Here is a 14,516-nt window from a genome sequence, read left to right on the forward strand (position 1 = left end):
CAATGGGTTCGCATAAACACCTGGATAAAGCATCGGCCGCGGGACTTTTAGTCGCATTAGGGATTATTTACGGGGATATCGGGACGTCGCCCCTCTACGTAATGCAAGCGGTGATCGGCACGAATAAAATTACGAATGATGTCGTTTACGGGGCTGTGTCATGTATTTTCTGGACACTTACGCTGCAAACGACCATCAAATATGTGATCCTCATTCTCAGGGCCGATAATAAGGGAGAAGGCGGTATCCTCGCATTGTTTGCCCTCGTGCGCAGGCGTGCGGCCTGGCTCACTGTCCCGGCCATCATCGGGGCGAGCACGCTGCTGGCCGACGGGATCATTACCCCACCCATTTCCGTATCGTCGGCGGTGGAAGGTTTGCGTATACTTTATCCCGATATCCAGACGATCCCGATCGTAATCGGCATTCTGACGCTGCTTTTCATCATACAGGTTTTCGGTACTACGATTGTCGGCCGTGCATTCGGGCCGGTAATGGCGATATGGTTCCTGATGCTGGCCGTACTGGGCGTTGCGCAGGTGATCGACCACCCGGAGATTATGAAATCGCTGAGCCCGGTTTACGCATACCAGCTTCTGGCAAACCATACCGGCGGATTCTGGATGCTCGGGGCTGTTTTCCTCTGTACCACCGGCGCGGAGGCATTGTACAGCGATTTGGGGCATTGCGGTCGCGGAAATATCCGTATTAGCTGGATCTTTGTGAAAACATGCCTGATCCTCAACTACTTCGGTCAAGGTGCGTGGCTGATCGTGCATTCGGGCGATCTGCTGAATGGCCGGAAGCCTTTTTACGAGATCATGCCCGACTGGTGGCTGCTTCCGGGCATCGGCATTGCTACCACTGCCGCCATTATTGCCAGCCAGGCATTGATCAGCGGCTCATTCACACTGATTTCGGAGGCTATCCGTCTGAATTTCTGGCCGAAAGTACGCCTGGTGTACCCCAGCGACCAGAAAGGGCAACTTTATGTACCGAGCGTGAACTGGTTGCTATGGGCGGGTTGCATTGGCATTGTATTGTATTTCAAAGAATCCTCGCACATGGAAGCGGCGTACGGGCTCGCGATCACGCTCACGATGATCATGACCACGATACTGATGTCGGTGTACCTGTATGTGAAGCGGGTGAGCAAAACGGTCGTAATCGTTTTTCTGGTGGTTTACCTTGCCATCGAGGGCTCCTTCCTGGCGGCAAACCTGCTGAAATTCACACATGGCGGCTGGGTATCGTTGGTGCTGGCTACGGTCATTGGATTAGTAATAACCGTTTGGTTAAGAGCATATTATATCAAAATGCGCCTGACGGAGTTTGAAAGCCTTGAAAAATACATCGGCCCGTTGAAAGCGCTGAGCAACGACATCAGCATTCCCAAATACTCCACGCATTTGATATTCATGTCGAATGCTTCGCGTGAGAGCGAGATCGAGAATAAGATTATCTATTCGATCTTTTACAAACGGCCCAAACGCGCGGACATTTACTGGTTTGTGCACGTAGAAACGACCGACGAGCCTTACACGATGGATTACCACGTGAATATCCTCGCCGAGGATGACGTGATCAAGGTAACGTTCCGCCTTGGTTTCCGCATCGAGCAACGCATCAACCTGTTCTTCCGCAAAGTGGTAGAAGATATGGTACTGAATAAAGAGGTGGACATTACCAGCCGGTACGAATCGCTGAACCGGCAGAATATCACGGGTGACTTCCGGTTCATTGTGCTCGAACGCTATTTGTCGATTGAAAACAACCTGCCGTTCATGGAAGAGCTGATCATGAAGATCTATTTCGGGATCAAAAGCATTACTACGTCCGAGGATAAATGGTTTGGTCTCGATAGTAGCTCGGTGAAGACGGAAAAAGTGCCTTTGGTCCTTACGCCAAGCGAGAAAATCCGCATGAAGCGGGTGTACAGCTAGTATATCGACTACGAAGTATTTCGATCCGAAAGTTTAATGTCGAAACATCCATTTATCCAGTAGGCTTGTCGCCCATTTTGGGTATAACGCTACGCATTTTGTGGATAGCCGTTTGATAATTTCGTGGAGGGATTCTTCGCTGAGTCTCAGGCTGGTGAGTCCCTGCTGGAACGCTTTTAGTGCAAATAACCGCCAATAGTATCGGTAACTTTTTTCACTAAAACAGAATGGACCATGAAATACCTTGCATGCATATTCACAATGCTTCTGGGGATTGCTGGGGCATTTGCGCAGAACCCGGTAACGCCGGAGCAATCTGTACCACAGCCAGTACCGCAAACAAGCCCGGTGCCGGCGACAGCACCTGAAACGAAGCCGGAATTCAATTCGCCGCAATCGCCTAACCGACCTGCTCAGGTTCCCTCTGAGGATACACTTATCAAAGGACAGAAAAGTTCAGGTGCCGTCATTCACGACACGCTGATGCCCACCGACGACAAGCGAAAAGATCGGTCGGAACGCAGAAAAAACCGCAAAGGAACCGCTGAGAAAGATGATACTACGTCTACTCATCCTCAGGCTGATCCAGCGAGAAAGCCGTAGTAGAACAGGTATTAGCATTACAAAAAACTTGAAATTGCAAAAGCCCGGAAGTGATTCCGGGCTTTGGTGTTTAGTGTCGAGAAGAGAACAGGCTTTCGGGGATCAGTGTGTGTGATTCAGCGTAGAGTAGGAGTGGAAGTCGTTCTGCCTGTGTGTGGCAGGTTCCAGGTCGTCTTCCCAAAACGGCTGTGTGATCACCGCTTTGTTTTTGTTGACCCACGTACACCAAACCTTCCCGCTGAATACCCGTTTGGTAACGGGAAGCGTGGCCGATCCGTTTTGGCTGACCACGGTTTCGACGATCTGGTATTCGTCAACCTGCATGAGCTGGTTGCCGCCTTTTTCCTTCACCCAATCGTCTTTCATAAACTTAAAAGTATCCATTGGTCTTGAGTTGATTTTACGAGGAAACAGAAAATCAAATCCTGTGCCAGAAATTATACATTTTCAAGAATGCAATGAGTTGAAGGCCGTCTATCGAATTAGCAAGTAGAAATATTTCAACAAAACTACGACAAGCAACCGGGAATGTTAAAATCCGTTGGCTAACCCATATGTTACGCTTGCTGGACGGATCAGGGTTCAGTCGGAATGCGATGCTTTATTGGGGGTTCAAAAAGACATTTCCGGATATATGCGGTACTTCACTACCTGGGCGCTACTCATTGTACTCTTTCTCATCGGGCATCATTCGCACGCGCAATGGGGCGCGCCATACGCGAACAGCTGGATCGATTACAGCAAGCCTTACGTCAGAATCGGCATGGTGAAAAAGGGCTTGCACCGGGTTTCATTTTCTGCCTTGCCGAAAGACTTCCCGGTTAATGCGCCCGACAAACTGCAACTTTGGCGGCGGGGCAAAGAGGTGTCCATTATCAGCACGACCAATCAGGAAATCGTTTTTTACGCTGTTCCGAACGATGGTGCAAGCGACTCGCTGCTGTACCGGCCGATGAGTTCGCGGGTGAACCCTTATTTCAGTATGTATTCTGACGAAGGAGCGTACTTTCTCACAGTTGGCGATAAGCCGGGCATGAGAGTGCAAGCCGCCGGGGCGCCGGCCAATGCCAATATAGCCGCTGAAACCTATCATCTGGCCGCATATACCGCCGTTTTTAAAGAGGAATACTCATTGACTACGCAGGTACCGATGCGGCCCTCCTTCTTCAATAGCTATTTCGAATGGGGCGCGAGCCGAACAGGGGTTACGCAGGATTCGAGCAAGCTGCTGGTGAAGCCATTTAAGCTGGAAAACATTGGAGGTCAGCGGAGGCCGAAAGTAAAGTTCCTGATCCACGGCCGGACGGAGCTGAACAGGCAAATTGAGGTGTATGTTGGAAAAACAGCCGAATCGCTTCGCCTCGTGGCCACTCAGCCGCTCAATGGGTTCAATGTGCTGGAATATGCATTCGACCTTAATGCTACCGACTACGACGCAAGCAAAGGTGGTGTGATCGCATGGAAGGGCATTAATCCCAACCTCTACGACGGCTATTCGCTTACCTACTATACCGTCGAATTTGAGCAGACTTTCGACATGGCCAGGCAGGCAAGCAAAGAGTTTAATCTACCGCCGTCGAATGCACCATTCAGCAAACTCAATATCCCGGGAACCGCTGCCGATACCCGGTTTCTGGACATTACCGATGCGGACCGACCAGTGCTCATCAATGGCAATGCCGCTAGCCTGTTTGTGCCGCGCCATTCGGGTAAGAGGCAAACACTGCTGGCTACCAATGAAACGACGGCGGTGGAGCCTGCCCGGATCAGCACGGTTGCATTCAAAGAGTTTCCGTCCAGGGATGTGAATTACATTATCATTACCAATGCGGCATTGATGACCGGCGCCAATGCATTCGCCGGGTACCGGGCTTCTGCGTCGGGCGGTGCATTTAAGCCGTTGATCGCGGATATTAGGGACATTTATAACCAGTTCAACTACGGGGAGCCGAGCCCGGCGGCGATCAAAAAGTTCATGGCTTACATGCTCGCGGACGGGCGCAAGGACAAATACCTGTTCCTGATCGGGATTTCCATTACACACAACGAGCGGATGAAGCGCGAGTTGCCGGGTGAAATACCGACGATCGGCTACCCTGGTTCCGACGCATTGCTGGTGGAAGGGCTGGCCGGGGCGCCGGTCAATGCACCGGCCATCGCCGTGGGGCGACTGTCGGCGATTTCGAACCAGAATATCATGGATTACCTTCAAAAAGTGAAGGTGCACGAAGCCGGCAAGCCGGAGGAATCGGGTTGGCGGAAGAAAGTGCTTCATTTGAGCGGCGGCAAAACCACGAGTGAAATCGTACAGCTGCGCGATCATCTGAGTGCTTTGGAACCGATAGTGACCAATGGATTTTTCGGCGGTACCGTAAAATCGTATGTAAAACAGCAGGCTTCGCAGGAAGTAGTATCGATGGATATTGCCGGGGATGTGAATGAAGGGGTAGGCATGATCACATTTCTGGGTCATGGAGGCACCACTATCACCGACCCCGACATCGGCTACGCCCGCGAAGCGCCAAGGGGATATCATAACCTGAACAAATACCCATTGATGTTTTTCAGCGGCTGCGGGGTCGGGAATGTGTTTGCCAATCGTTTCAATGCAAACCCGGCAAGCCCGAAAGCGGGCGACCGGATCACGCTTTCGCTCGACTGGCTCGTCGCGTCGGACCGTGGTGCCGTCGCGGTCATTGCGAGCTCGTTCGAGACTTACGTAAGTCCCGGTGTTACCTACCTGCACGCGTTGTACCGGCATTTGTTTGGGAATGCCGCCACGGCCGGTTTGCCGATCGGGCAAATTCAGCTGGCGGTGGCCAATGAGGTTTTGGATCAACATAACGATAAATACAATATTGGCTATGTCCACCAGTCGGTACTGCAAGGCGATCCGGCATTGCGGCTCTTCAATATCGCCTATCCCGATTATGCGGTAGAACCGGAGGAGGGAGTCATTTTGCTGTCCGAATCCGCGGACAAGACCATCGGGGAGTCCGATACACTCAGGGTGAGCATCGTGGTTTCCAATCTGGGCCGGTTTCAGGAGGGGCAGATGGTGCCGGTGGAGGTTACCTGTTCGGGAAGCAAAGGCATACATACTCAAAAGGCTACCATTTCTTCTTTCGCTTCGCAGCGTGTTTTGCAGTTGTCCTTTCCGAATGAAGCGGATATTAAATCGGTGAAAGTTCGCATCGATCCGGACCAGACTTTGAAGGAAGTTACGCGGGATAACAATGTTTCAGAGCTGAATATGGATTGGGATTTGGTGAAAAAACTGTCGCGGTTTTCCAGCAAATCCCTGAAAGACAATATCCCGCCGCTGATTACCGTAAAGGCCGACGACCGCCTTCTTGAACAGGAAAAACCGCTATGGCCCGATCCCCGCATCACGATTTCCGTTACCGACGATCACCCGCTTGCGGTGGATACAACGCTGGTAGAAGTTTTTATAAAGCCTTGTCAGAATGATGATTGCGAGTTCAAACGCATTGTATACGCAAATAATGGCATTGCAATGAATGTATCGGAAAACAGCTTAATGCTCGATTACCAAAGCAAGCTTACCCCGGGCCGCTACGAACTGCTGGTCAATGCGAAGGACGTTGCCGGCAATGCGGCTGTGCAACCATACAGAATGCGTTTTGAGATCGGCGAGCCGGAAACCATGCAATGCGAGCTGGTTGTAAGCCCCAACCCGGCCAGTTCCTATGTACGGTTTGAATTGAAGGGCGCGAGATCGTTGCCTTTGAAGTCGATTCAATATGCCATTTATGACCAGCGTGGGATCAAAATAGCGGACAAAAGCATTCCCGTTAAAGCGAATTTGCCGACGGTGGAGTGGTACTGGCAACCCGATGTAGTTGCGGGGCTTTACAATTACACGGTATTGTTGCTCGGCGAAGGAGGAGAAACCCAGGCCATAAAACGAGGAAAGGTAGCTATCCGGTAGGTCTCCGACATTCGCCAGGCAGTAGTGTTAGCCGCTTTTTCGAAGTTTATCGGTTAAATATTTCCTGATCGGAGCATCGTAAACCACCATCACCAGGTATGCAGCGCCTGGCAACAGTATCATGCCTGCCAGCACGATGAGAGTCAGTTGCGTACTGCCCGGTTTGTAATTGGTATAGTAATTACCGAACATCCATACCACGGCATAATGCGTCATGTACAAGGGATAGGAAATCTTTCCCGAAAAGTTGCATACTTCTTTTAAGCCGGGGCGTAACGTAGTCCCCGCGCCCAAGGCTATCAGCAATGGAAAGTAAAACAGCACTATCAGGGGTTCGGATAACCAGTTCCATTTGGAGTAGGGCATCAGAAAAGCCAGCAGCAACAAAATAGACAGGCCGATAAACCCAAGGTTGTTTTTGATGATCCAGTTGGAGCGGTAAATGAGCAATCCTGCCAGAAAAGAATACGAAACGCGGGCACAGCCATCCCAAAAGGTAGGCCCGCTCCAACCGCCAAGCAAATTGCCTGAGCGGTAAGCTACAAAGCAGATTGCCACCCCAGAAAGCACTGTCAGCAACAACAGATACTTGTGCCTGATCCGGTACAGTACAAATGCATAAGCCATATTGGCAATATATTCCCAGAATAACGACCATGCCGGCGCATTGAAACTGAACAGGTTAAATGCGCGATCTGCTATGGCGGGCATAGGGACAAGCAGTATCGAGGACAGGAATGCCAAAGCGATTTTACCTGTGCTGTACTGCTCGGGATGGCCGCCGAACGGGTCGAACAAAAACGCCAGCAGGCCGAGCACCGACCCGGCCACGACCAGCGGATGCAATCTTATAATCCTGGAAGCGAAAAACCGGCGAAGGCCCATTGAGGCAATGCGGTCGTCGTAGGCGTACGCGATGACGAACCCCGAAAGGCAGAAAAAGAAATCTACGGCCAAAAAGCCGTGACCGATGAAGTTCTTACCCGGATCGGGGAATAGCCATTCCATAAAATGAAACAGTACAACGGCCAATGCCGCAACGCCTCTTAATCCGTCGAGGATTTCGAAATGCTGCTTTGCGTGTGGAAATATTCCGGTGGTTTTGTTCACGAGTATTTAATCTGAATTTTACCTGAAAGCCTCAAACAAAATAGAAACCCGGCTGCCTGTCATCATTCGCTCCGCTTGGATGGTGGCGCCCATCATCCTGGCGACTTCCTTGACGATGACCAGTCCCAACCCTGTGGTAGGGGAGGTTTCGGGTGTGTCACGGGTGGGAAATTCCTGGTTTAGCCAGTCCATCACTGCGACGGGGATTCCATAGCCCGTATCGGAAACCGAGATGATAATGGAGTTGGTGCCGGTCACTTCCGCTTCCATGGTGACGGTGCCGTGCAATGTGTTTTTTGTGGCGTTGTCGATAAGGTTGCTTAGCAGGATACCCAGCAAATAGTGATTACACCGGATCATCTGCTCATGGCTCACATTGTTGGTGAGCCGGGTGTTGTTTTTTTGCGCGGCAAGTGAAAACAGGCGGATTTTTTGCGCAATCAGATCGTGAAGGTTGACTGTTTCCGAAGCCACCCGGTGATCGGTCAGCTGGACCTTCATGTAAGTGACGGTATTTTCAAGCAACACGCTCACGCGGCTGATAGTGTCGGCGATGGACTGCCCGATCTGTGTTGCCATCGCATATTTTTCCTCGCGGATCATTCTTTCGATTTCCAGCGATACCAGCTTGACAGCATTCAGAGGGGTTCTGACGTCGTGCGTGAGCGATGCGATCATACGCGCTTGCACCTGTACCTGTCGGGTCAATGAATTTTCGGAGTCTTGTAATGCATCCAGTGTTTGGTTCAGCGATTCGGTTCGTTTGGCAATGGCTTCTTCAAGTTGCTCGTTGCGTTTCGAAAGTTTTCTGAGTCTTAGCCGGATGTAGCCAAAAACACCTGCTACGACCAAAAGTATTCCCATTCCCTTCGCTAAAATTGTCTCGTACCAGGTTTTTTGTACGCTGATCCTGAACAGGACCTGTCTCTCATTCGCTGTTCCGAAACCCGTGTGCTTTCGTATCAGGAGCGTATGCTCGCCGGAAGGTAAGCTGCTGAAATGGATACCCCCGTTTTCAACCTTCGTCCAATTTTTATCCTCTTCTCCGTCCAGTTGCAACGCATAGAAAAGAGTTTGGTTTTCGGGATTGCCGAAGTAAGGTGCGGCGATTCTGATCCGTACTTCATCGGGATCAAAAGGCAGGTTTATTCCTGAACCCGAAAGCGGGACCGGCTTACCTCCTACCTCCACTTCGTCCACAAAAAAAGCACCGGACGGAATCTCTGCTTTGATAGTCTCCGGTTTAAACCAAACGAGCCCTGCCATCGACGGCAGGGAAAGGTAGCCATTTCCGAGCCTTAATGCGCAAGGCTGGCAGCCTCCATTGAATTCGTTCGTCCCAAAGCCGCTCTCGCGGACGTACAAATGGTAATAGGGCGCTTTCAGCTTACCATGTGCGTAACTCAAAAGGTCGTCTTTCGCAATCTGGAACAGGCCATTGTTGGTCGTAATCCAGAAAAAATGGTTTTTGTCTTCGTAAATGCAATGGGCGGTCGCGAGCCGCTTTTGCTCATCGGGGGGAAAGCTGATCAGCCGACCGTGCTCTATTAAGAAGAAGCCATGTTCATAGGTAGTAAACCATAGTTGTCCGGGTTTGGCCAGGTAAATGCTCCGGATATTCATTGCCTCGGTTCCAGCTACGGGCGTCAACTTTCGGGTCCGGATATTTAACCTGAAAAGCCCTCTGTCGGCGCCGATCCAGAGCGTATCGCCATGATCGGCATAGCAGGTAGGTGTTTGAGGACCTCTGACAAAAGGTTTCGGAGCCGCGAACTGTAAAGCAGGATCTGCTGTATAGAGCATTCCATTTATCAGCTGGATCCATATCACATGCCTCGAATCCTCGTAGATGCCTATCGGTTCTTTGCCAATGTGCCACCGGCCGAGAATTCGTTTGTTATCAGCAGCAACCCGCACCACGTCTTGATCGGCACGTAACCAACGTGTGCCCTTGCTATCAACCAACTGAAACCACGAAAAGGGGATCAATTTCTGGATGTCCGGAAGTTTTTGCCGGAACTGCCTGCCGGAAGCGCCCAGCCCGACATTAAATCCGCTCGATATGGTAATCGTGCTGTCATTCACCGCCGCCTGGGTGTAAAATATATTGTTGACGGATTCATCGTTAATGGAAACTACCCGGAAGTTTTTGTTTTGTATTTCATACAGGCCTTCCGCAAGGGACGCCAAAAAGATGCGACGATGGTTGTTGTCGTAAAAGATAGTCCTCACCAGGTGCGCTTTGGGATCGAAGCCCGAAAGTATCAGCTTCGTTTCCACGGTTTCCCGCTTCATGTCCAGCGTGTAAATATGATCTGCCAGCACGGCGAAGGACTGGTCGGCGGTGTTATTCCAATAGACAGTTATTTTGTCCGGCGAATTCCTGAAAAGCGGGTCGGCGAGTATATCTCCCGAAAGTCTCAATGTATGCCGCTTTAAGGCATGCTTTCCTTCGAAAGCGGCGAATGAGCCGTCGGGCAATAGCACGAGCAACGTTTCTCCCATCCTGAAAACCTTGCTCAGCACAATGCCGTCCACCAGCGCGGTGCTTCTTCTCTTCCAGTTTTGAAAAAAATCGATGCTTTTTTCCTGACACACATAAAAGTTGCCGGGCGAATGCGGAACAGGGATAATGGATTTTGGAGGCATGTGCCGGTAATGCGAACCTTCCAGAAGTATCCCTTTCATCGTTTTTTCCAGTTCGCGGAGTCTGCGTGCGGATGAATGCGTCAGGGCCGAATCGACATATACCCTTCCTTTTCGAACCCCCACAAGGTCTAGTGGGGGAACATGGGCATAAAAATCAACCGTATCCCCGGCCATGGCCGCATTGAAATCGAAAAAACGGTTACTGGAAATAGCCGTATTGCTCCTGTTGAAAACCTTGAACCCGGCCCCGTCGAAGCGGACCAGCCCGTTTTCGGTGGCCATCCAGACAAACCCCAGGCTGTCCATGGAAATGGCCTTGATACTATTCTGCGGAAGCCCATTCTCCGCAGTAAAATGGCGTACGGACAGTGTTGAAATATGTTGTGCGAATGCGCCTGTGCAGGAGTAAACTAAGATCAGGAATACAAACTGTAATGTTTTGGAAGCAAGCCGGAGCGTAAAGGGTGCTATCATTGAAAAACTATTTCCACACACATATCAAAAATACAAATATGGGTGAAAATGACTTAACAAAGTACAAAACCGGGCCTGACGATGGAAGGAGCGGCATCGTCGGGCCCGGCAAATGCCGTCAGAATATCGCCGCCTTTTGCGACAGTTCGAATTTGTCGGCAACATTCATTTTTTTATAAATGCGCTTCTTGTAGGTGCTGATGGTATTGCATTTCAGGTTGAGCAGATAGGCGATCTCCTTGGTGGTTTTGCCCTGCGCAACCTGGCTCATAATGGTACGTTCACGGTCGGAAAGCGTGTCGAGCGATTCCAGTTCGTCGAGCTGGTGGCCGGTGTCGACCTTCGGCAGGAGTGAAGCCTGCAACTCCACGCTCAGATATTTGCCGCCCGAGGCTACAATCGAGATCGCCCTCGCCAGGTCGCGCGTTTTGGCGTGCTTCATAATGAAGCCATCGGCCCCGGCGCGCAGCATTGGTAATGCGTACAGCCGTTCGGCAAGCCCGGAGTAGAAAAGTATCGAAACATCGGGCTTCGCAGATTTGAGCATTTCCACGATGACAGGCGAGATAGCCCCCTCGATCTTGATCTCGCTGATAACCAAATCGATTTCAGGCGCACTTTTCAGGATTGTCGCCGCAGTTTCCAGGTTACCGGCTTCAAAGAGGCGATATTCGCTGGAAAGTGTTTTCAAAAAGAGCCGCATCCCGGTCCGGAGCAGCGTTTGATCGTCGATAATCAGAATGTTCATGATGATAAAGGATGGGAATGATGATCTTCGAAGCGACAGGTCAAATGCCTGCCGCCCCGAAGAAGTGATGTCAGCTTATCTAACGCGTACGAACTTATGTGCGCTGTCGGACCCGTCCAGCGCGGTAATGCGCAGGACGTAAATGCCTGATTCCAGGCCGGAAACATCAATCGAGCCGGATTCCACCGGACCGGAGCTGTACACTTTTACACCTGCCAGAGTATGAATGGCGATATTTTTCACCTGTTTCCAGTCGGCCACTTTTACCGTAAGCTGGTCTGATACGGGGTTAGGGAAAATGCTGCCGGCGATCAGGTTGTCGAAACGCACGTTTTTAATGCTGCTGAATGCGAATGTGCTGTCCCTGTCGATCATTTTCAGACGGTACAGGTTGATGCCGGTGATGGGTTTTACATCGATAAACGAGTAAGGCCTGGTCACTTTGCTTTCCCCTTCGGACTTCACGCTGCCGATCACTTTCCAATCTTTGCCATTGGCGCTGCGCTGAATATCGAAGCGGTCGCTGTTGGTTTCTTCGGAAGTTGACCAGCTCAAATGTGCGACGTTTTCGACAGCCGTTGCTTCAAAGGAGATCAGCGTCACCGGCATTGCGTTTGCGGGACAAACATTCAGTTCAACCGGCGGAGTCAGGTCAAAGCAGTCACCGGTTAATGCAGACAGCTCATTGCCGACGGCAAGTCCTGAAAGCCCCCCTGTTTTGTAATTAATACCATAAACAGTATACGCACTCACTCCGCTAAACTCGAAGTTGGGCGTGTTGGTAATGTTGCTGATTTTACCATCGGCCCCCAGCACAATATACTGCTGCGAATAACCGGCCGAGGCATTGTGCCCCGAAGCTGTAAGGCTCAAAGTCAACGGGCCTGACGCCGGCAGCTCGTCCGTGCATTTACATACCCCGATGCTGATCGGCGAAGACAATGCCGCGCAGGTTTCGCCCGAAAGCAAACCGGAGACATTACTGCCCACAGCCAGTGCGGAAGGGGCCGCGCCCTGGTAGTTGAAAGAGTACACATTGTATTTTCCGACCGCCAGTGCCGGCAGTTTCGTACTGCCCGCAGCCGAGATATAGGCAATGCTTCCCGCCTCATCCGCCGCGATAACCACGGTCGTATAGCCCGAAGCTGTATTGTTTCCTGAAATATTGAAAGTGGGGCTGACGCCCTCATTATAAGTGCATTGTGCGCTGGCGGTCAGCGGGAGCAATGCAGCGAGCACGAATGGGCAGAGCATCGAAAGCCACAACCTTACGCCCACCAATTGTCGTTTTTGGTACATTGATGTTTGATTTAAATGGGGTTGATACTGTGATGATTATCTGCTGATCGTGCCCGCATCGGCCGCGCAGCCTTCAATGGTGATCTCCTGGGTGGCGGCGGCACCTGCATATGCCCAGTTGTCGATCAGGCGATTGTTGCCCCACTGGGAGGTTCCTCCGCCCCATCCGTGCACACCGCTGCCCGAACCGGAATCGATCCCTGCACTGCCATCTTTGATGGGTGTGAAAGAATCCCTGCCATCTTCCGATAATAATGCATCATTCCAGTATAGCAGCGTGTTGCCAGTTGCTTCGCCAGTGGTCCGGGTAATTTTAACGCCCGCGAGGACCTCCACGTCGATCATCGTGAAATGTACCTCACCGGCTTTGTCGACCAGAACCTTTGCTTTCATAGTGCTGCCGGCCGCGAGTGGGGAGCCGTTTGCACCCAGCCCGTCAAAAGGAACGGTAATGGTATTTGCATTAGCCACGCCAAAGGGGATGCTTCTGTCATTGGCACCATTATAAACCCCGTCGTTATCCAGGTCGAGGAGCAATGTCGCCTGGCCCACGTGGTCGGCAACCTTTAAAGTGAAATTGCCTGCCATCGCGTTGGAACCGCTGGTGGCGGTGTAGGCCAGCTCACTTACTACCGGTCCGGTGAGGGCGGGGTTGAGCCACTCACTGGTCGTTTGTCCGGATGTAAGATTCCACATGGGTGCCGTTGCAGGCATTGTTGCGTCAATAGCGCTGAAAAACATTTTATTTTGGACGCCGCAACTAAGCTCATTATAGCTTCTGACGGAAGCGTCGGTGATTTCGGCACTGCGATAGAGCGACTCGCCGCAGTTTGCAACTGAGGTAAGACCGTACTGGTCGGACGAAATCCTTGAATTGACGCCATTGTACCCATTCAGAGCCACATCGTAGCGGTGACCGGATGGTGTCTGTACGAACAGGGGAATGTTAGCCAGATTGTTCTGGACAGGGTATATAAAATCGGTATAAACCCTTCCGCCGATACGGGTGGAACCGTCGGCAGCAATGGCATTGACATCGAATCTCCAATAGTTGGTGTTGCCGAACAGGTTCATTTTGACGATCCAGATACCTGCTGTTTCAGCAGTGGCCGTAACTGTGCCGGTTTGGACGGCACTGGTTGCATTTGGAATCGTCACGTCTGTCCCTACCTGTCCTAATGGGGAGTAAATCGAGTATATCAGCGCATTGCTACCCAAATTTCCACCTGCTTTCTGTATCTGGTAATTAAGCGATTCTCCCTCTTTCAGGTATACGTAAGCATATTGATTGAGGGGTTCTACAAACGCGGCGGTCTTCTGAATCCCTAATGCGCCGATCATCCCGGGGCGTGAAGTCGGGAAGCCGATCCCGTCTGCCTTAACCTGGAAGGCATTCAATGAGAGTGCGAGTGCGCCTGAGCAGAAACAGATTCGCCGGGCGATTTTTTTGGAAAGATCTCTATTCATAAAAAGTCGGATTTTGCAGCAATGGCCGCGGCGGGATGATTCCCGACCGCGGCCTCGCTGCATTTGTTAGCGTTATGCACTATTTAATGTGGACGAATTTGTGTGTGTGAACAGATCCGTCTGTGTGTGTGATGCGCAGGACGTACACGCCCGAATCGAGCTTGCTTACATCCACCTTACCTGCTTCAACCGGTCCGGAGCTGTACACCTGCAAACCTGCGAGGTTGTCGATCCGGATGGCTTTCACCTGTTTCCAGCTGGTCACTTTGAG

10 protein-coding genes are annotated in these 14,516 nt (G+C 51.3%); 3 read left to right on the top strand and 7 right to left on the bottom strand.

Translation table 11 applies throughout. From position 1 onward, the window contains the following. Positions 1-2: 2 nt before the first annotated feature. Together BLQ88_RS12150 and BLQ88_RS12155 are read left to right on the top strand one after the other, a co-directional pair. Positions 3-1,943, top strand: a complete 1,941-nt coding sequence (locus BLQ88_RS12150; protein ID WP_090149754.1) for a KUP/HAK/KT family potassium transporter — start codon at positions 3-5, stop codon at positions 1,941-1,943. A 234-nt stretch (positions 1,944-2,177) separates the two neighbouring features. Then, a complete protein-coding gene (locus BLQ88_RS12155; protein ID WP_090149757.1) occupies positions 2,178-2,546 on the top strand; it encodes a hypothetical protein in 369 nt (122 codons plus the stop codon). A gap of 102 nt (positions 2,547-2,648) precedes the next feature. On the opposite strand, the gene BLQ88_RS12160 is transcribed toward BLQ88_RS12155, so the two are convergent. Continuing rightward, complete coding sequence (locus tag BLQ88_RS12160) at positions 2,649-2,930, bottom strand: hypothetical protein (RefSeq protein ID WP_090149760.1); 282 nt, start codon at positions 2,928-2,930, stop codon at positions 2,649-2,651. A gap of 250 nt (positions 2,931-3,180) precedes the next feature. On the opposite strand from BLQ88_RS12160, the gene porU2 reads away from it, so the two are divergent. After that, positions 3,181-6,498, top strand: a complete 3,318-nt coding sequence (gene porU2 / locus BLQ88_RS12165; protein WP_090149763.1) for a putative type IX secretion system sortase PorU2 — start codon at positions 3,181-3,183, stop codon at positions 6,496-6,498. Positions 6,499-6,525: 27 nt separating this feature from the next. Here the strand turns inward: porU2 and BLQ88_RS12170 are convergent, their stop codons facing one another. The 6 genes from BLQ88_RS12170 to BLQ88_RS12195 form a co-directional block, all read right to left on the bottom strand. Then, complete coding sequence (locus BLQ88_RS12170) at positions 6,526-7,608, bottom strand: acyltransferase family protein (RefSeq protein ID WP_176884975.1); 1,083 nt, start codon at positions 7,606-7,608, stop codon at positions 6,526-6,528. Between the two features lie 18 nt (positions 7,609-7,626). After that, positions 7,627-10,731 carry a sensor histidine kinase gene (locus BLQ88_RS12175; protein ID WP_090149769.1) on the bottom strand — a complete coding sequence of 1,035 codons (3,105 nt, stop codon included), beginning with the start codon at positions 10,729-10,731 and terminating at the stop codon, positions 7,627-7,629. A gap of 118 nt (positions 10,732-10,849) precedes the next feature. Next, positions 10,850-11,479, bottom strand: coding sequence for a response regulator transcription factor (locus BLQ88_RS12180; RefSeq protein ID WP_090149771.1), 630 nt, complete (start codon positions 11,477-11,479; stop codon positions 10,850-10,852). 75 nt (positions 11,480-11,554) lie between these two features. Further along, positions 11,555-12,778, bottom strand: coding sequence for a T9SS type A sorting domain-containing protein (locus tag BLQ88_RS12185; RefSeq protein WP_090149776.1), 1,224 nt, complete (start codon positions 12,776-12,778; stop codon positions 11,555-11,557). Between the two features lie 36 nt (positions 12,779-12,814). Beyond that, positions 12,815-14,245 carry a hypothetical protein gene (locus BLQ88_RS12190; RefSeq protein ID WP_090149779.1) on the bottom strand — a complete coding sequence of 477 codons (1,431 nt, stop codon included), beginning with the start codon at positions 14,243-14,245 and terminating at the stop codon, positions 12,815-12,817. A 79-nt stretch (positions 14,246-14,324) separates the two neighbouring features. Next, a partial coding sequence (locus BLQ88_RS12195) for a T9SS type A sorting domain-containing protein (protein WP_143016830.1) occupies positions 14,325-14,516 on the bottom strand: 192 nt, incomplete at its 5' end.

Source organism: Dyadobacter soli, assembly GCF_900101885.1.
Lineage (GTDB): Bacteria > Bacteroidota > Bacteroidia > Cytophagales > Spirosomataceae > Dyadobacter > Dyadobacter soli.